The sequence below is a fragment of the Burkholderia sp. MS389 genome, assembly GCF_016899425.1.
In the GTDB taxonomy this organism is placed as follows: domain Bacteria; phylum Pseudomonadota; class Gammaproteobacteria; order Burkholderiales; family Burkholderiaceae; genus Burkholderia; species Burkholderia sola.
This window is the reverse complement of the sequence record NZ_CP045994.1, coordinates 2,282,726-2,300,171: the sequence shown is the minus strand read 5'-3', so window position 1 is coordinate 2,300,171 and position 17,446 is coordinate 2,282,726. Positions and strand designations below refer to the sequence as shown.

14 protein-coding genes are annotated in these 17,446 nt (G+C 67.3%); 11 read left to right on the top strand and 3 right to left on the bottom strand.

Going from position 1 to position 17,446, the window contains the following annotated elements; translation table 11 throughout:
• Positions 1–20 precede the first annotated feature (20 nt).
• The 3 genes from GJG85_RS10655 to def all read left to right on the top strand — a co-directional run bounded on the left by GJG85_RS10655 (position 21) and on the right by def (position 4,079).
• The gene (locus tag GJG85_RS10655; protein ID WP_050012906.1) at positions 21–1,307 is read left to right on the top strand and encodes a cell division protein ZipA C-terminal FtsZ-binding domain-containing protein; all 1,287 of its coding nucleotides are present in this window, start codon (positions 21–23) and stop codon (positions 1,305–1,307) included.
• Between the two features lie 166 nt (positions 1,308–1,473).
• Entirely contained in the window at positions 1,474–3,549 is a 2,076-nt protein-coding gene (gene ligA, locus GJG85_RS10650) for an NAD-dependent DNA ligase LigA (RefSeq protein WP_050012905.1), read from the top strand.
• The gene (gene def / locus GJG85_RS10645; protein WP_050012904.1) at positions 3,546–4,079 is read left to right on the top strand and encodes a peptide deformylase; all 534 of its coding nucleotides are present in this window, start codon (positions 3,546–3,548) and stop codon (positions 4,077–4,079) included. The genes ligA and def overlap by 4 nt, the downstream gene beginning before the upstream one ends.
• Positions 4,080–4,159: 80 nt before the next feature.
• Here the strand turns inward: def and GJG85_RS10640 are convergent, their stop codons facing one another.
• The 3 genes from GJG85_RS10640 to map are packed head-to-tail and all read right to left on the bottom strand — an operon-like array spanning position 4,160 to position 9,480.
• Positions 4,160–6,025: a pseudouridine synthase gene (locus GJG85_RS10640; RefSeq protein WP_089488568.1), complete on the bottom strand. Its 1,866-nt coding sequence runs from the start codon at positions 6,023–6,025 to the stop codon at positions 4,160–4,162.
• 16 nt (positions 6,026–6,041) lie between these two features.
• The gene (locus GJG85_RS10635; RefSeq protein WP_050012903.1) at positions 6,042–8,618 is read right to left on the bottom strand and encodes a [protein-PII] uridylyltransferase; all 2,577 of its coding nucleotides are present in this window, start codon (positions 8,616–8,618) and stop codon (positions 6,042–6,044) included.
• Positions 8,619–8,664: 46 nt separating this feature from the next.
• Positions 8,665–9,480, bottom strand: a complete 816-nt coding sequence (gene map, locus GJG85_RS10630) for a type I methionyl aminopeptidase (protein ID WP_050012902.1) — start codon at positions 9,478–9,480, stop codon at positions 8,665–8,667.
• Positions 9,481–9,859: 379 nt separating this feature from the next.
• Between map and rpsB the strand changes: the two genes are divergently transcribed.
• From rpsB to rseP, 8 genes are all read left to right on the top strand, one after another.
• Positions 9,860–10,600 carry a 30S ribosomal protein S2 gene (rpsB, locus tag GJG85_RS10625; protein ID WP_006758564.1) on the top strand — a complete coding sequence of 247 codons (741 nt, stop codon included), beginning with the start codon at positions 9,860–9,862 and terminating at the stop codon, positions 10,598–10,600.
• 162 nt (positions 10,601–10,762) lie between these two features.
• Entirely contained in the window at positions 10,763–11,644 is an 882-nt protein-coding gene (gene tsf / locus GJG85_RS10620; RefSeq protein WP_050012901.1) for a translation elongation factor Ts, read from the top strand.
• 155 nt (positions 11,645–11,799) lie between these two features.
• The gene (gene pyrH, locus GJG85_RS10615; RefSeq protein WP_006402648.1) at positions 11,800–12,513 is read left to right on the top strand and encodes a UMP kinase; all 714 of its coding nucleotides are present in this window, start codon (positions 11,800–11,802) and stop codon (positions 12,511–12,513) included.
• 104 nt (positions 12,514–12,617) lie between these two features.
• Positions 12,618–13,178, top strand: coding sequence for a ribosome recycling factor (gene frr / locus GJG85_RS10610; RefSeq protein ID WP_006752152.1), 561 nt, complete (start codon positions 12,618–12,620; stop codon positions 13,176–13,178).
• A gap of 49 nt (positions 13,179–13,227) precedes the next feature.
• The gene (gene uppS / locus GJG85_RS10605) at positions 13,228–14,010 is read left to right on the top strand and encodes a polyprenyl diphosphate synthase (RefSeq protein ID WP_034188847.1); all 783 of its coding nucleotides are present in this window, start codon (positions 13,228–13,230) and stop codon (positions 14,008–14,010) included.
• Positions 14,004–14,825: a phosphatidate cytidylyltransferase gene (locus tag GJG85_RS10600; RefSeq protein WP_050012900.1), complete on the top strand. Its 822-nt coding sequence runs from the start codon at positions 14,004–14,006 to the stop codon at positions 14,823–14,825. Before uppS ends, GJG85_RS10600 begins: the two co-directional genes overlap by 7 nt.
• A 15-nt stretch (positions 14,826–14,840) precedes the next feature.
• Positions 14,841–16,037 (top strand): 1-deoxy-D-xylulose-5-phosphate reductoisomerase, encoded by a 1,197-nt coding sequence (locus GJG85_RS10595; RefSeq protein ID WP_050012899.1) that lies wholly within the window; start codon positions 14,841–14,843, stop codon positions 16,035–16,037.
• Positions 16,038–16,048: 11 nt separating this feature from the next.
• Positions 16,049–17,437, top strand: a complete 1,389-nt coding sequence (rseP, locus tag GJG85_RS10590; RefSeq protein ID WP_050012898.1) for an RIP metalloprotease RseP — start codon at positions 16,049–16,051, stop codon at positions 17,435–17,437.
• The last annotated feature ends 9 nt before the right edge of the window (positions 17,438–17,446 follow it).

The following is a 17,446-nucleotide window of genomic DNA, read 5'->3' as shown; positions in this document are numbered from 1 at the left end:
GAATTGCTGATGGAGCGTGCATGGACGAGTTGACACTCGGTTTGATCGGCGCGGGCGCCGTCGTGGTAGGCGGCGTCGTGGTCTACAACGCATGGCAGGGCGCGAAAGTGCGGCGCAGGATGCCGCGCCCGATGCCGGAGGAAGCAGCCGAGGCGATGAACCGCCCCGAGCGTGACGAAGAGTTGCCGTTCATCGAACCGGTGCGTCAGCCGGTGCGCCGCGAGCCTGCGGCACCTGTCGCGGCCGCTGCTGCTGCGACCGAAGCGGCGCGTGTCGAGCCGACGTTCGGCGGGGCCGCCGGCGGCGCGGCGCCGGCCGATACGCCGGCCGACCTGCAGGCCGAGGCGACGGGGGCCGATACGTCGTCCGAATCGAGCGAACCGGCTGTCGGCGAAGCAGCCGTGCCCGCCGCCGCGCACGAAGCGGCGGCCGAACCGGCCGGCCCAACCGAACCGGTGATGCCGGCCGCGACGACGGTCTCGTCGGCGCCGCCGGCGATCGTCGATCGCCGGATCGACTGCATCGTGCCGATCCGCCTCACCGGGCCGCTGCCGGGCGACAAGATCCTACCGGTCGCGCAGCGGCTGCGCCGCGCGGGCAGCAAGCCAGTGCACATCGAAGGCAAGCCGGAAGGCGGCCAGTGGGAGCTGTTGCAGAACGGCGTGCGCTACGATGAGCTGCGCGCGGCCGCGCAGCTCGCGAACCGCAGCGGCGCGCTGAACGAGCTCGAATTCTCCGAGTTCGTGACGGGCGTCCAGCAGTTCGCCGACGCGATCGACGGCGCGCCGGAATTCCCCGACATGATGGAAACGGTCGCGATGGCGCGCGAGCTCGACGCGTTTGCCGCGCAGTGCGACGCGCAACTGTCGATCAACGTGATGTCGGACGGCGCGCCGTGGTCCGCGAACTACGTGCAGGCGGTCGCGTCGCAGGACGGGCTGCTGCTGTCGCGCGACGGCACGCGCTTCGTGAAGCTCGACGCGAAGCAGAATCCGGTGTTCATGCTGCAGTTCGGCGATACGAACTTCCTGCGCGACGACCTGACGTACAAGGGCGGCAACATGATCACGCTGGTGCTCGACGTGCCGGTGGCCGAAGAGGACATCCTGCCGTTCCGGCTGATGTGCGATTACGCGAAGTCGCTGTCCGAGCGGATCGGCGCACGCGTCGTCGACGATTCGCGCCGGCCGCTGCCGGAGTCGACGCTGCTCGCGATCGAGCAGCAGCTGATGAAGCTGTACGCGAAGCTCGAGGAAGCCGGCATCCCGGCCGGTTCGCCAGTCACGCGCCGCCTGTTCAGCCAGTAACGCGATCGCGCGGACGGCGCGCGTGGGTGCCGTCGTCCGTCGCCGCGGCGCACACCGCCCGGTGTGCGCTGCAGCACGTCATCGGGCCCGCATTGCGTGCCCCGCCGCGGCGTCAAACTGAGATAATCGGGCATCCGATTTTTTTCAGAACGACTCTGCCGCCAGCATGGCCCGAACCCAAGCCGAACCGCCAGCCAGCCAGCCCGACGCGCGCGCCGCATGGCTGCGCGACCAACTCGAGCGGGCGAACCACGCCTATTACGTGCTCGACCAGCCGGATCTGCCCGACGCCGAATACGACCGGCTGTTCCGTGAGCTGCAGCAGCTCGAAACCGACCATCCCGAACTCGTGACGCCCGATTCGCCGACGCAGCGCGTCGGCGGCGAAGCGGCCGACGGCTTCACGCCCGTCGTCCACGATGCGCCGATGCTGTCGCTGAACAACGGCTTCGCCGACGAGGACATCGTCGCGTTCGACAAGCGCGTCGCCGACGCGCTCGCGAAGACGACCGATCTCGCCGGCTCGGTGACGGACCCCGTCGAATACGCGTGCGAACTGAAGTTCGACGGCCTCGCGATTTCGCTGCGCTACGAGCAAGGCGTGTTCGTGCAGGCCGCGACGCGCGGCGACGGGACGACGGGCGAGGACGTGACCGAGAACGTGCGCACGATCCGCTCGATTCCGCTGAAGCTGAAGGGCAAGCACGTGCCGGCCGTGCTCGACGTGCGCGGCGAGGTGCTGATGTTCAAGCGCGATTTCGCACGCCTGAACGAACGCCAGCGCGCGGCCGAGCAGCGCGAATTCGCGAACCCGCGCAACGCGGCGGCCGGCAGCCTGCGCCAGCTCGACTCGAAGATCACCGCGCAGCGGCCGCTGTCGTTCTTCGCGTACGGGATCGGCGTGCTCGACGGGATGCCGATGCCCGACACGCACAGCGCGCTGCTCGACTGGTACGAGGCGTTCGGCCTGCCGGTGAACCGCGAGCGTGCGGTCGTGCACGGCGCCGAAGGCTTGCTCGACTTCTTCCGCAAGGTCGGCGAGAAGCGCGAGTCGCTGCCGTACGACATCGATGGCGTCGTCTACAAGGTCAACCGGCGCGACGAGCAGGAGCGGCTCGGCTTCGTGTCGCGTGCGCCGCGCTTCGCGCTCGCGCACAAGTTCCCCGCGCAGGAAGCGCTGACGAAGCTCGTCGCGATCGACGTGCAGGTCGGCCGCACCGGCGCGATCACGCCGGTCGCGCGTCTCGAGCCGGTGTTCGTCGGCGGCGCGACCGTGACCAATGCGACGCTGCACAACGAGGACGAAGTGCGCCGCAAGGACATCCGGATCGGCGACACCGTGATCGTGCGCCGCGCGGGCGACGTGATTCCGGAAGTCGTCGGCGCGCTGCTCGACCGGCGCCCGGCGGACGCGGCCGAATTCGTGATGCCGACCGAATGCCCGGTGTGCGGCTCGAAGATCGAGCGCCTGCCGGACGAGGCGATCGCGCGCTGCACGGGCGGGCTGTTCTGCCCGGCGCAGCGCAAGCAGGCGCTGTGGCATTTCGCGCAGCGCCGCGCGCTCGACATCGACGGCCTCGGCGAGAAGATCATCGACCAGCTCGTCGAGCTGAATCTCGTGCGTACGCCGGCCGACCTGTTCAATCTCGGTTTCGCGACGCTGGCCGAGCTCGACCGGTTCGCGGAGAAGTCCGCGCAGAATCTGCTCGATTCGCTCGAGAAGGCGAAGCATACGACGCTCGCGCGCTTCATCTACGGGCTCGGCATCCGTCATGTCGGCGAATCGACCGCGAAGGATCTCGCGAAGCATTTCGGCTCGCTGACGCCGATCATGGACGCGTCGATCGAGGAACTGCTCGAAGTGAACGACGTCGGGCCGATCGTCGCCGAGTCGATTCACCAGTTCTTCGCGGAAGAGCACAACCGCACGGTGATCGAGCAGTTGCGCGCGCCCGGCAAGGTCACGTGGCCGGAAGGGCCGCCCGCGCCGAAGGCGCCGCAGGGCGTGCTGGCCGGCAAGACGGTCGTGCTGACGGGCACGCTGCCGAATCTCACGCGCGATGCGGCGAAGGAGATGCTCGAAGCGGCGGGCGCCAAGGTGGCCGGTTCGGTATCGAAGAAGACGGATTACGTGGTCGCGGGCGCCGAAGCCGGCAGCAAGCTCGCGAAGGCCGAGGAACTCGGCATCCCCGTGCTGGACGAAGATGGTCTGCACCAACTCCTGGAGGGCAATACGCCATGATTCGCGAGATCCTGAAGATGGGCGATCCGCGCCTGCTCGAAATCGCCCAGCCGGTCGAGCGGTTCGATACACCCGAGCTGCACGAGATCGTCGCGGACATGTTCGAGACGATGCATCATGCGAACGGCGCGGGGCTCGCCGCGCCGCAGATCGGCATCGGGCTGCAGATCATCATCTTCGGCTTCGGCAACAACAACCGCTACCCGGATGCGCCGCCGGTGCCGGAGACCGTGCTGATCAACCCGAAGGTCGAGTACTTGCCGCCGGACATGGAAGAGGGCTGGGAAGGCTGCCTGTCGGTGCCGGGCATGCGCGGCGTCGTCAGCCGCTACGCGAAGGTGCGCTACAGCGGCTTCGACCAGTTCGGCCAGAAGATCGATCGTATCGCCGAAGGGTTCCATGCGCGCGTGGTCCAGCATGAGTACGATCACCTGATCGGCAAGCTGTATCCGATGCGGATCACCGACTTCACGCGCTTCGGTTTCACCGAGGTGCTGTTCCCGGGGCTCGACCCGGCCGACGACGATTGATCGGTCGCGCTCGCACAGAAAAGAAAAAGCCCGCTTGAAGCGGGCTTTTCCATTGCATCGCGCACTGGATGCGCTTGCGGTCAGAACGTCTCGTCGGCGGACAGGTAGCGCCATTGGCCCTGCGGCAGCGCGCCGAGCATCACGCGGCCCATCCGCACGCGCTTCAGGCCGATCACGTCGAGGCCGACCAGTTCGCACATGCGGCGGATCTGCCGCTTCTTGCCTTCGCGCAGCACGAAGCGCAACTGTTCGCCGTTCTGCCAGCTCACCAGCGCGGGCTTGAGCGGCACGCCGTCGAGCTCGAGGCCGTGGCGCAGCTTCGCGAGCGATTCCGCCGGGAAGTGCTGGTCGATGTCGATCAGTCGTTCGCCGAAGCGCACGCGCACCAGGTATTCCTTGTCGATGTCCGATTGTTCGCCGATCAGCTGCTTCGCGATCACGCCGTTCTGCGTGAGCACAAGCAGGCCGGTGGAGTCGATGTCGAGACGGCCGGCCGGTGCGAGCGCATGCAGGTGCTGCGGCGAGAACCGTACCGGCGAATGATCGCCGCTCCAGCGGTTCGCGCGCGTGATCAGCACGGCCGCCGGCTCGTAGCCGTCTTCCGCCTGACCCGACACATAGCCGACCGGCTTGTGCAGCAGGATCGTCACTTGCGCGGCCTGCGCGGCGCTCGCGCGCTCGTCGATCTCGATCTTCTGGTCGGCGCGCACCTTGGTGCCGAGCGTGTCGATGCGTTCGCCGTCGACGAGCACCCAGCCCTTTTCGATCCATTCGTCGGCTTCGCGGCGCGAGCACATCCCGAGCTCGGACATCCGCTTCGACAGGCGCATCAGGCCGGTTTCGTCGCCGTAGTCGACGTCGGCTGCCGCGCGCTTGACGGGTTGCGCGGTCTTCACCGCGCCGAACGAACGGCGCTCGCCGTCGCGCGCGGGGCGGGCTGGGCGGTCGCCGAAGCTGCGCTTCGCGCCTTCGCCGGCGGGCTTGTCGCGGTAGGACGGGCGTTTGCCTTCGTCGCCACCTGCTGCGCGACGCGGACGTGCATCGTCGTCGTTGCGGCGGGCAGGGCGATCGGATGACGTGCGGCGGTCGCTGAAGCTGCGTTTTGTGCCTTCGCCGGATGCGTTGTCACGATAGGACGGGCGCTTGTCGTCGGCGCCTGTGCGGCGCGGACGTGCATCGTCATCACGGCGCGGCGGACGATCGGACGACGGACGGCGGTCGCCGAAGCTGCGTTTTGCGCCTTCGCCGGATGCGTTGTCACGATAGGACGGGCGCTTGTCGTCGGCGCCTGCGCGACGCGGACGTGCATCGTCATCACGGCGCGGCGGACGATCGGACGACGGACGGCGGTCGCCGAAGCTGCGTTTTGCGCCTTCGCCGGATGCGTTGTCACGATAGGACGGGCGCTTGTCGTCGGTGCCTGCGCGACGCGGCCGCGCATCGTCATCGCTACGGCGCGGCGGCCGATCCGACGACGTGCGTCGATCGCCGAAACTGCGCTTCGCACCCTCGCCAGCTGCGTTGTCGCGATAGGACGGACGCTTGTCGTCGGCGCCTGCGCGACGCGGCCGCGCATCGTCATCGCTACGGCGCGGCGGCCGATCCGACGACGGACGGCGGTCGCCGAAACTGCGTTTCGCACCTTCGCCGGCTGCATTGTCGCGATACGGCGCGCGCGTGCCGCGTTCGGCGCCGCCGTCACGCGGCGCACGCTTGGCCGGCGCGCGATCCGCGCCCGCGCGTTCTGCGCCGGCGGCGCCGCGCGGCTTGAACGAGCGCTCGCCGCTAGCGGCGGCCGCAGGCGCCTTTTTCGGGCGGGCCGGTTTATCCCCCGCGGGGGGCGCGGCGGGGCGCACCGCCTTGCGGGCGACGAGGCTGCCGGAGCGGACAGGGGCGCGGGTCGGCGACGCCGGCTTCGGATTCTTGACGGTTAATTTGGTGCGCATAAACGCTGGGATTCATTCAGACTGCGATCGCACGCAGCAATTCGGTTTCGAGCTGGATCTGCAGGCGGTTGTCGGACAGGCCGGCACCCGCGAGCAGGAAGATGTCTTCGACGCGCTCGCCGAGCGTATTGATCCGCGCCGCGTGGACGCCGATCCGATGCTCGGCGAGTACGCGCGCGATCGAATAGAGAAGGCCCGGCCGGTCGTTGGCCGACACGGACAGGATGTAGTACTGACCGCGCTCGTCGGCCCGCAGGTCGACGCGCGGCGTGATCGGAAACGTCCGGGACAGCCTGGACAGGCGGCCCTTCGACGGCTCCGGCAGCGTGGCGGTTTCGGCGAGCCGCGTCGCGAGCTGCTGCTCGACGAGATTCGCGATGTCGCGGTAGCGCACGTCGCGTTCGGTCTGCGTGACGATGAAGTTGTCGAGCGCATAGCCGTGCCGCGTCGTGCTGACGCGCGCATCGAGCACCGACAGCCCGTTGCGGTCGAAATACGCGCAGATGCCCGCGAACAGGTCGGGGCGGTCCTTCACGTACACGAGCACCTGCAGCGCGTCGCCGATCGGCGACGGCCGCGCGCGGACGATCGCGGTTTCGGCGTTCACGTGCCGGTACAGCACGCGCGTCTGCCACGCGATGTCGGCCGCGTCGTGACGCAGGAAGAAGCCGACGTCGAGCTGATCCCACAACGCGCGGTGCGCATCCTCGGGCACGGTTTCGAGGCGCAGCAGCGCGAGCGCCTGCTCCTGCCGCGATTTCAGTTCCGAATGCGCGTCGGGGTTCGCGCCGCCGAGCACCGCGAGCGTGATGCGGTACAGATCCTCGAGCAGCTTGCCCTTCCACGTGTTCCACACCTTCGGGCTCGTGCCGCGGATATCGGCGACGGTCAGCAGGTAGAGCGCGGTCAGGTACCGTTCGTTGCCGACGACTTCGGCGAAGCGCTTGATGACTTCGGGGTCGCTCGTGTCCTGCTTCTGCGCGACCTGGCTCATCGTCAGGTGATGCTGGACGAGCCACACGATCAGCGCGGCGTCTTCGGCGTCGATCCCGTGCTCGCGGCAGAAGCGCCGCGCGTCGGCCATCCCGAGCGTCGAGTGATCGCCGCCGCGGCCCTTCGCGATGTCGTGGAACAACGCCGCGACATACAGCACCCACGGGCGCTCGAAGTTGCCGATCAGCTGGCTGCAGAACGGATACTCGTGCGCATGCTCGGCCACCGCGAAGCGGCGGAGGTTGCGCAGCACCATCAGGATGTGCTGGTCGACCGTGTACACGTGGTACAGGTCGTGCTGCATCTGGCCGACGATGCGACGGAAGTTCAGCAGGTAGCGGCCGAGCACGCTCGTCTGGTTCATCAGCCGGAACGCGTGCGTGATGCCTTCGGGCTGCTGCAGGATCCGCATGAACGTGGCGCGGTTCTGCGGATCGCGGCGCCACGCGTTGTTCATGATTTCGCGCGAGTTGTACAGCGCACGCAGCGTGCGGGCGGACAGGCCCTTCACGCCGCGCGTCGTTTCGTACAGCAGGAACGCTTCGAGGATCGCGTCGGGATGGCGTTCGAACACGCCGTCGTCGACGATCTCGAGCATCCCCTGTTTCTCGACGAAGCGATCGGCCGACAGCACGCGCGTGATGCCGCTCGTCGCGGGGAACAACTGCGCCTCGATGTTCTGGATCAGGATCGTCGCGAGCTGCGTGACGGCTTTCGCGGCCCAGTAGTAGCGGCGCATCAGTTGCTCGCTCGCGCGCTTGGCCTGCGTCGGCTGGTAGCCGAAGCTCTCGGCGGCCTGCGTCTGCAGGTCGAACACGAGCATGTCCTGGCGGCGCCCGGCGATCACGTGCAGCCGCGCGCGCAGCGTCTTCAGGAAGCCTTCGTTGCGGCGCAGCTCGCGCGCTTCGCGGTCGGTGATGAGGCCGCGCGTGTCGAGTTCGCGCCAGCTGCTGCCGAAGCCGGCCGCGCGCGCGATCCACAGGATCGTCTGCAGGTCGCGCAGCCCGCCCGGGCTTTCCTTCACGTTCGGTTCGAGGCTGTACGGCGTGTCCTGGCACTTCGCGTGGCGCTGGCGCATCTCGAGCACCTTCGCGGTGAAGAATGCGCGGGCGTCGAGCGCTTCGTGATAGCGCACGGTGAAGCGCTCGAACAGCGCGGTGCTGCCGACGATGCGGCGCGCTTCCAGCAGCGAGGTCTGCACCGTCACGTCCTGCGACGCCTCCTCGATGCACTGCGCGACCGTGCGCACGCTGCTGCCGATCTCGAGGCCGAGATCCCAGGCCATGCCGATGAAGCGCTCGATGCGCGCATCGAGCGCCGCGTCGTGCGCATCGGGCAGCAGCACGAGGATGTCGACGTCGGAATAGGGCGCGAGCTCGCCGCGCCCGTAGCCGCCGACGGCGACGAGCGCGAGCGTCGCGGGCAGCCCGCAATCGTCCCACACGCGCTTCAACGCGTCGTCGGTGAGTTTCGACAGCGCGTGCATCAGCGACGCGACGTTCGCCGCGCGGCGAAAGCGCTCGAGCATCGCCGTCTTGGCGGCCTTGAATTCGGCGCGCCGCGACAGCGCTTCGGGCGAGGGGGCAGCGTGAGCGCTCATGGGCGACCGATCAGGTGCGGGGTGGGGCGGGCTGGCGCGACGGCGCTCAGACGGCGGCGGCCGGTTGCGCGAACACCGGGCGCGCGGGCGTGCCGGCCGATACGGTCAGCACTTCGTAGCCGGTTTCGGTGACGAGCACCGTGTGCTCCCACTGCGCGGACAGGCTGCGGTCGCGCGTCTTGACCGTCCACTGGTCGGGCATCGTGCGGATGTCGCGCTTGCCGGCGTTGATCATCGGCTCGATCGTGAAGATCATCCCGGCCTTTAGCTCGATGCCGGTGCCCGGGCGGCCGTAGTGGACGACCTGCGGATCCTCGTGGAACACCGTGCCGATGCCGTGGCCGCAGTATTCGCGCACGACGCTGTAGCCCTGCGCTTCCGCGTGCTTCTGGATCGCGTAGCCGATGTCGCCGAGGTGCGCGCCGGGCTTGACCTGGTCGATGCCGAGCCACATGCATTCGTAGGTGGTCTGCACGAGGCGCTTCGCGAGGATCGAGCCCTCGCCGACGATGAACATTCGGCTGGTGTCGCCGAAATAGCCGTTCTTGATCACGGTGATGTCGATGTTCAGCGCGTCGCCGTTCTTGATCACCTTCTCGCCGGGAATGCCGTGACAGATCACGTCGTTGACCGAAATGCAGGTGGCCTTCGGGTACGGCGGATAGCCGGGCGGCTGATAGTTCAGCGGCGCGGGGATCGTGCCTTGCTCGTTGAGCATGAACTCGTGGCAGAGGCGGTCGAGTTCGGCGGTCGTGACGCCCGCGACGACGTGCGGCGTGATGAAGTCGAGCACTTCGCTGGCGAGACGGCAGGCGACGCGCATCTGAGCGATATCGTGTTCGTTTTTGAGCGTAATAGCCATCGAGGTATGCCTGGAATGCGGTGAATTGACGGATTATCGCACCTTATGGCGGGCCTCGCAGCCCCTGCGGGCCGCGCGGATGCGGGTTTTCGAGGATTGTCCGGCCCGCTGCCGCGCGGCAAGCGAAAGTGCCGCGCGACTTGAGAGCCGACAAATCCGCGTGCTATACTCTTTGGCTAAGTCGACATCCAAATTTGCCGTCGTGCCCCGTTTTGGGGTGGCGTCGCGGAGAAAGGCTTACGGCACGGGCGTTTTGCACGTGCCGAATCGCAAGCCGGCGCAACCAGGGTGCCGTCCGTGCGGAATCCCCGTCCTTCGAGGCGGGTTCGCGCGGCGGTACGGCAGCCGGCTTAAGACCCAACCCTCGTGGAGAATTTACATGGCAGTTACGATGCGCCAAATGCTGGAAGCGGGTGTCCACTTCGGTCACCAGACGCGCTTCTGGAACCCGAAGATGGCTCCGTTCATTTTCGGTCACCGCAACAAGATTCACATCATCAACCTCGAAAAGACGCTGCCGATGTTCACGGACGCACAGAAGTACGTGCGCCAGCTGGCAGCGAACCGCGGCACGATCCTGTTCGTCGGCACGAAGCGCCAGTCGCGTGACACGATCGCCCAGGAAGCGCAACGTGCGGGCATGCCGTACGTCAACGCGCGCTGGCTCGGCGGCATGATGACCAACTTCAAGACGCTGAAGGTATCGATCAAGCGCCTGAAGGACATGGAAGCGGCTGTCGAATCGGGCGAAACCGAGAAGATGAGCAAGAAGGAAGCGCTGCTGTTCGAACGCGAAATCGCCAAGCTGCAGAAGTCGATCGGCGGCGTGAAGGACATGGGCGGCATTCCGGACGCGATCTTCGTCATCGACGTCGGCTACCACAAGATTGCCGTCACGGAAGCGAACAAGCTGGGCGTGCCGGTCATCGCCGTGGTCGATACGAACCACTCGCCGGAAGGTGTGGATTACGTGATCCCGGGTAACGACGACTCGAGCAAGGCAGTCGCGCTGTACGCCGAAGGCGTGGCCGACGCGATCCTCGAAGGCCGTGCGAACGCGGTCAACGAAGTGGTCCAGGCCGCACGCGGCGACGACGAATACGTCGAGGAAAACGCGTAACTGGCCCCGAGCCGGCGCAAAAAGGGGGCTCTCAACAGGCCCCCTTTTTTTAAGCTTGTGCGCCGGACCTGATCGCGCCGAATCGGCGCGGGTCCGGAAACGAATCTCGGCCGTTCGCGTCCAAGCGGGCGGCGTTGTGAATACAGACTCAAGGAGCGAATGATGGCGGCAATTACCGCAAGCATGGTGGCAGAACTGCGCGCGAAGACCGACGCACCGATGATGGAATGCAAGAAGGCGCTGACGGAAGCCGACGGCGATCTGGCCAAGGCTGAAGAACTGCTGCGCGTCAAACTCGGCAACAAGGCGAGCAAGGCCGCATCGCGCGTGACGGCGGAAGGCGTCGTCGCATCGTTCGTCGGCGGCAACGCAGGCGCGCTGGTCGAACTGAACTGCGAAACCGACTTCGTCGCGAAGAACGACGACTTCCTCGCGTTCTCGAAGACGGTCGCGGAACTCGTCGCGACGCAGAACCCGGCCGACGTGGCCGCGCTGTCGGCGCTGCCGCTCGAAGGCTCGACGGTCGACGCAGTGCGTCTCGCGCTGATCGGCAAGATCGGCGAGAACGTGTCGATCCGCCGTTTCGTCCGTTTCGAAACCGCGAACAAGATTGCAACCTACCTGCACGGCGCGCGTATCGGCGTGATCGTCGAGTACACGGGCGCGGAAGAGCAGGTCGGCAAGGACGTCGCGATGCACATCGCCGCGATGAAGCCGGTCGCGCTGTCGTCGGCCGACGTGCCGGCGGAACTGATCGACACGGAACGCCGCGTCGCCGAGCAGAAGGCTGCCGAATCGGGCAAGCCGGCTGAAATCGTCGCGAAGATGGTCGACGGCAGCGTCCAGAAGTACCTGAAGGAAGTGTCGCTGCTGAACCAGACGTTCGTGAAGAACGACAAGCAGACGATCGAGCAGATGCTGAAGGCGGCGAATGCGGCAGTGCAGAAGTTCGCGCTGTTCGTCGTCGGTGAAGGCATCGAGAAGCGCCAGGACGACTTCGCCGCCGAAGTGGCCGCGCAAGTCGCAGCAGCCAAGCAGCAGTAAGCAGTCAGCAGTACCCGCGGCGGGCGTCCGCTCCGCCGCGGCCGGCGGCGCCGCCGGCCGGCCGGGAACCCCGGTCCGGTCGTCGGCGCTTGCCCGAATCAGTATTTCGCCCCTACAGTTCGTGGTTGTCATCCTCTCGTCGCTCGGAAGCCCCTATGTCCAATGCCTATAAACGCGTCCTCCTCAAACTCTCCGGCGAAGCGCTGATGGGCGACGATGCCTTCGGCATCAATCGCGCGACGATCGAACGGATGGTGGCCGATATCGCCGAAGTCGTGCGTCTCGGGACGCAGCTCGCGGTCGTGATCGGTGGCGGTAACATTTTCCGCGGCGTCGCGGGCGGCGCGGCCGGCATGGACCGCGCGACGGCCGACTACATGGGGATGCTGGCGACGATGATGAACGCGCTGGCGCTGCAGGACGCGATGCGCCACGCCGGCATCGAGGCGCGCGTGCAGTCCGCGCTGCGCATGGACCAGGTCGTCGAGCCGTACATCCGGCCCCGCGCGATCCGCCAGCTCGAGGAAGGCCGCGTCGTGATCTTCGCGGCCGGCACCGGCAACCCGTTCTTCACGACGGATACGGCCGCCGCGCTGCGCGGCTCGGAAGTGGGCGCGGAAGTCGTGCTGAAGGCGACCAAGGTCGATGGCGTATATTCTGCCGATCCGAAGAAGGATCCGTCGGCCACGCGCTACACGACGATCAGCTTCGACGAGGCGATCAGCCGCAACCTGCAGGTGATGGACGCGACGGCGTTTGCGCTGTGCCGCGACCAGAAGCTGCCGATTCGCGTGTTTTCGATCAACAAGCCGGGCGCGCTCAAGCGCATCGTGCTGGGCGAGGACGAAGGTACGCTCGTCCACGTGTAAACTCCCGCGGATGCGGGCGAACGGCGCGGGTTGCCGGCCGCGGCGCGCGACATGCGCCGGGTGGGGCTCGCGTTCTTTGAAGGTTTGAAGGTTCGGAGGTTGAAATGAGTGTCGCTGATGTGAAGAAGGGCGTCGAGCAAAAGATGCAGCGCTCGATCGAAGCGTTCAAGAACGATCTGGCCAAGATCCGTACGGGCCGTGCACACACCGGTCTGCTCGATCACGTGCAGGTCGACTACTACGGCTCGATGGTGCCGATCTCGCAGGTCGCGAACCTGACGCTCGTCGACGCGCGCACGATCGGCGTGCAGCCGTGGGAAAAGAACATGGTCGCGAAGGTCGAGAAGGCCATCCGCGAAGCCGATCTGGGCCTGAACCCGGCGACGGCCGGCGACCTGATCCGCGTGCCGATGCCCGCGCTGACGGAAGAGCGCCGCCGCGAGCTGACCAAGGTCGTGAAGAGCGAAGGCGAAACGGCCAAGGTCGCGATCCGCAACCTGCGCCGCGACGCGAACGAAGCGCTGAAGAAGCTCGTGAAGGACAAGGAAATCTCGGAAGACGACGAGCGCCGTGCGAGCGACGACGTGCAGAAGCTGACCGACAAGCACGTCGCCGAAGTCGACAAGCTCGTGCAGAGCAAGGAAGCCGAGATCATGACGGTCTGACGACCGTCCTCGCGCGCCGCCTTCTTCCCGCATTACTGTCTCAACGGCCATGACCTATACCAGCTCTACCGTTCGCGTGCCTGACGTCGGCGTCGTGCCGCGTCACATCGCGATCATCATGGACGGCAACGGCCGTTGGGCGACCGAACGCCGCTTGCCGCGCGTCGCGGGGCATACCCGCGGCGTCGATGCCGTGCGGGCGGTGGTCGAAGGCTGCGCGCGCGCCGGCGTCGAATACCTGACGCTGTTTGCGTTCAGTTCGGAAAACTGGCGCCGGCCGAACGACGAAGTGTCGTTCCTGATGCGGCTGTTCATCACCGCGCTCGAGCGCGAAGTGGGCAAGCTGCATGCGAACGGGATCCGCCTGCGCGTCGTCGGCGATCTCGACCGTTTCGAGCCGCGCATCCGCGAGCTGATTCGCCGCGCCGAAACCAAGACTGCGCGCAATACCCGTCTGACGCTCACCATCGCGGCCAACTACGGCGGCCGGTGGGACATCCTGCAGGCGACGAAGAAACTCGTCGAGCAGGCCGTGCGCGAAGGTCGCGAGGTCGAAGTGACCGAGGACGCATTCGCGCCGCACCTGGCAATGGCGTACGCGCCGGAGCCCGATCTCTTCATCCGCACCGGCGGCGAGCAGCGCGTCAGCAACTTCCTGCTGTGGCAGCTCGCGTACGCCGAATTCTATTTCACCGACAAGTACTGGCCGGATTTCGACGGCGCGGCACTGGCCGACGCGCTGGCGTCGTATACCGAGCGCGAGCGCCGTTTCGGGCGCACGAGTGCGCAGCTCGAACCGCAATCGCAGAACGCCGACTCCCTTTCATGCTGAAAACCCGTGTGATCACGGCGATCGTGATGCTGGCGGTGCTGCTGCCGGTGACGCTGTTCGCGCCGCTCGCCGGGTTCGGTGCACTGATCGGCGTCGTGCTCGTGTTCGCCGCGTGGGAGTGGGCGCGCCTGCTGAAGCTCGGGGGCGCCGCGCCGATCGTCTATGCGGGCGTCGCGGCGCTCGCGCTCGCGGCCACCGCGCCGCTCGGCGTCGATGCGGCTTCGTCCCGTCCCCTTTTCATGGCGGCTGGCGTGTTCTGGCTGCTGGTCGGCCCGTTCGCGCTGCGGCGCAAGCCCACGCTCGCGGGCGGCATCTGGCGGCCGTTCCTGCTGGCCGCCGGCCTCGTCGTGTTCGCCGCCTGCTGGCACGCGCTCGTCGCCGCCCGCGCGCAGGGTGTGCCGTTCGTGCTGTCGCTGCTTCTGGTCGTCTGGCTGGCCGATATCGGCGCATACTTCGCGGGCAAGGCCTTCGGAAAGCGTAAACTGGCCATCACGATCAGCCCCGGCAAGAGCTGGGAAGGCGCGATCGGCGGCTGGTTCGCGGTGATGGTCGTCGGCGGCGTCGCGATGGCCGTGCACGCATTCGAACCGACCCTGTTTTCTGCATTCGCCGCGCGCTACGGGATGCCCGGCGCGTGGGCCGCGCTGACGCTGCTCGTCGCGTACAGCGTGATCGGCGACCTGTTCGAGTCGCTGCTGAAGCGGCAGGCGGGCGTGAAGGATTCGAGCGGACTGCTGCCGGGCCACGGCGGCGTGCTCGATCGTGTCGACGCGCTGCTGCCGGTGCTGCCGCTCGCGATGCTGCTGCTTGGTTAAACCATTATTTCTGTTATGCAAAAACGTCTGACATTGCTCGGTTCCACGGGCTCGATCGGAGACAGCACGCTCGACGTGGTCGCGCGCCATCCCGAGCGCTTCTCGGTCTACGCGCTGACCGCGCACCGCAACGGCGACAAGCTCGTCGAGCAGTGTCTGCGCTTCGCGCCCGAAGTGGCGGTGGTCGGCGATGCCGCGACGGCCGCTCACGTCGACGCGAAACTGCGCGCGGCGGGCAGCAAGACGGTCGTGCTGCACGGGCCGCAGGCGCTCGTCGACGTGTCGAAGAGCGACGGCTGCGACACGGTGGTCGCGGCGATCGTCGGCGCGGCCGGCCTTGCGCCGAGCCTGGCGGCTGCACGCGCCGGCAAGCGGATCCTGCTCGCGAACAAGGAAGCGCTCGTGATGTCGGGCGCGATCTTCATGGACGCCGTGCGCGACCATGGCGCGATCCTGCTGCCGGTCGACAGCGAACACAACGCGATCTTCCAGTGCATGCCGCGCGACGCGGCCGAGCACGGCGGGATCTCGAAGATCATCCTGACCGCATCAGGCGGCCCGTTCCGCACGCGCGAGCCGGCGACGCTCGTCGACGTGACGCCGGACGAGGCGTGCAAGCACCCGAACTGGGTGATGGGCCGCAAGATCTCGGTCGATTCCGCGACGATGATGAACAAGGGCCTCGAGGTGATCGAGGCGCACTGGATCTTCGGGCTGCCGGGCGACCGGATCGACGTGCTGATCCATCCGCAGAGCGTGATCCATTCGCTCGTGTCGTACCGTGACGGCTCGGTGCTCGCGCAGCTCGGCAACCCCGACATGCGCACGCCGATCGCCCACGCGCTCGCGTTCCCCGAGCGCGTCGACGCGGGTGTCGACCAGCTCGACCTCGCGCAGATCGCCCAGCTATCGTTCGAGAAGCCCGATTACGCGCGCTTCCCGTGCCTCGCGCTCGCGCTGAAGGCGCTCGAGGAAGGCGGTATCGCGAGCGCCGCATTGAACGCGGCGAACGAAGTGGCGGTCGAAGCCTTTCTCGAGCGCCGGATCGGCTTCATGGCGATCGCGGCGACGGTCGACGCGGTGCTCAACGCGCTGCCGAACCGCGCGCCCGACGGGCTCGACGACGTCCTCGCGGCGGATGCCGAGGCGCGCCGCCTCGCCGCCGCGATCATTGCAAAAGCGCCTGCGCCACGCGTGGAGCGTACGGTCTGAATGAGGTGCTCATGAACGTGCTGGTCGAACTGGTCGCGTTTGCGGTGGCGATCGGCGTACTGGTCGTCGTGCATGAGTACGGACACTATCGCGTCGCGCGCTGGTGCGGCGTGAAGGTGCTGCGTTTCTCGATCGGCTTCGGCCAGCCCGTCGCGCGCTGGGTCAGCCGCAGGACGGGCACCGAGTGGACGCTGTCCGCGCTGCCGCTCGGCGGCTACGTGAAGATGCTCGACGAGCGCGATCCGGGCCCGGGCGGCATTCCGACCGACGAGCTCGGCCAGGCATTCAACCGCCAGTCGGTCTACAAGCGCATCGCGATCGTCGCGGCCGGGCCGATTGCGAACTTTCTGCTGGCAATCGCACTGTTTTCCGTCGTATTCGCGACCGGCGTGACCGAGCCGGCCGCGATCGTCGCGTCGCCGGCCGCCGGCACGGCGGCCGCCCGTGCAGGCTTCGACGGCAGCGAGACGGTCGTGTCGATCCGCAACGTGCGCGTAGGCGATGCGCAGGGCGGCGAGTCCGAGCCGGTGCGATCGTGGTCGGACCTGCGCTGGAAGCTGCTGTCGGCCGCGTTCGACCATCGCGAGGTCGTGCTCGGCGCGCGCGACGGCAATGCGACGTTCGATTTCCGCGTCGATCTCCGCAACGTCCCCGACAGCCAGCTCGACGACGACTTCATGGCCCATCTGGGCTTCGAGGCCGGCGGCGGCACGTTGTCGGTCGCGTCGGTGCAGCCGGGCAGCGCGGCGGAGCAGGCCGGCCTGAAGGTCGGCGACAAGCTGGTCGCGCTCGACGGCAAGCCGATCGGCGGCGCGTCGCGCTTCATCGACGCGGTGAAGCACCATGCGGGCCAGCCGCTCGCGCTGCGGATCGAGCGCAGCGGCGCCGCGCAGACGGTGTCGATCGTGCCGCAGATGCAGCGCGACGACGAATCGGGGCAGCAGGTCGGCCGGATCGGCGCGGCGCTGTCGATGCACGCGCCGTCGGTGGACGTGCGTTACGGGCCGATCGAGAGCCTGCGGCTCGGCGCGCACCGCACGTGGGATATTTCCGTGTATTCGCTGAAGATGTTCGGGCGGATGATCACGGGCAACGCGTCGCTGAAGAACCTGTCCGGCCCGGTGACGATCGCCGACTACGCAGGCAAGAGCGCGCGGCTCGGTCCGTCGGCGTTCCTGTCGTTCCTCGCCCTTGTCAGCATTAGCCTTGGCGTCCTGAACTTGTTGCCGATTCCCGTTTTGGACGGGGGGCATCTGTTATATTATGCGGTTGAAGCCGCGACCGGGAAAGCCGTCTCGGAGCGCTGGCAGCTGATTCTGCAAAGAGCCGGGTTGATCTGCATCGTCGCGTTGTCGGCGATCGCGCTGTTCAACGATCTGGCTCGGTTAATCCATTTCTGAAGCGTCAGG

Bases quoted from the DNA above. Each gene is read 5' to 3' on its own strand.
- uppS (WP_034188847.1), top strand. From the start codon at position 13,228: ATGACCTATACCAGCTCTACCGTTCGCGTGCCTGACGTCGGCGTCGTG.
- ligA (WP_050012905.1), top strand. From the start codon at position 1,474: ATGGCCCGAACCCAAGCCGAACCGCCAGCCAGCCAGCCCGACGCGCGC.
- tsf (WP_050012901.1), top strand. From the start codon at position 10,763: ATGGCGGCAATTACCGCAAGCATGGTGGCAGAACTGCGCGCGAAGACC.
- GJG85_RS10655 (WP_050012906.1), top strand. From the start codon at position 21: ATGGACGAGTTGACACTCGGTTTGATCGGCGCGGGCGCCGTCGTGGTA.
- GJG85_RS10595 (WP_050012899.1), top strand. From the start codon at position 14,841: ATGCAAAAACGTCTGACATTGCTCGGTTCCACGGGCTCGATCGGAGAC.
- def (WP_050012904.1), top strand. From the start codon at position 3,546: ATGATTCGCGAGATCCTGAAGATGGGCGATCCGCGCCTGCTCGAAATC.
- rpsB (WP_006758564.1), top strand. From the start codon at position 9,860: ATGGCAGTTACGATGCGCCAAATGCTGGAAGCGGGTGTCCACTTCGGT.
- rseP (WP_050012898.1), top strand. From the start codon at position 16,049: ATGAACGTGCTGGTCGAACTGGTCGCGTTTGCGGTGGCGATCGGCGTA.
- GJG85_RS10600 (WP_050012900.1), top strand. From the start codon at position 14,004: ATGCTGAAAACCCGTGTGATCACGGCGATCGTGATGCTGGCGGTGCTG.
- GJG85_RS10640 (WP_089488568.1), bottom strand. From the start codon at position 6,025: ATGCGCACCAAATTAACCGTCAAGAATCCGAAGCCGGCGTCGCCGACC.
- GJG85_RS10635 (WP_050012903.1), bottom strand. From the start codon at position 8,618: ATGAGCGCTCACGCTGCCCCCTCGCCCGAAGCGCTGTCGCGGCGCGCC.
- pyrH (WP_006402648.1), top strand. From the start codon at position 11,800: ATGTCCAATGCCTATAAACGCGTCCTCCTCAAACTCTCCGGCGAAGCG.
- frr (WP_006752152.1), top strand. From the start codon at position 12,618: ATGAGTGTCGCTGATGTGAAGAAGGGCGTCGAGCAAAAGATGCAGCGC.
- map (WP_050012902.1), bottom strand. From the start codon at position 9,480: ATGGCTATTACGCTCAAAAACGAACACGATATCGCTCAGATGCGCGTC.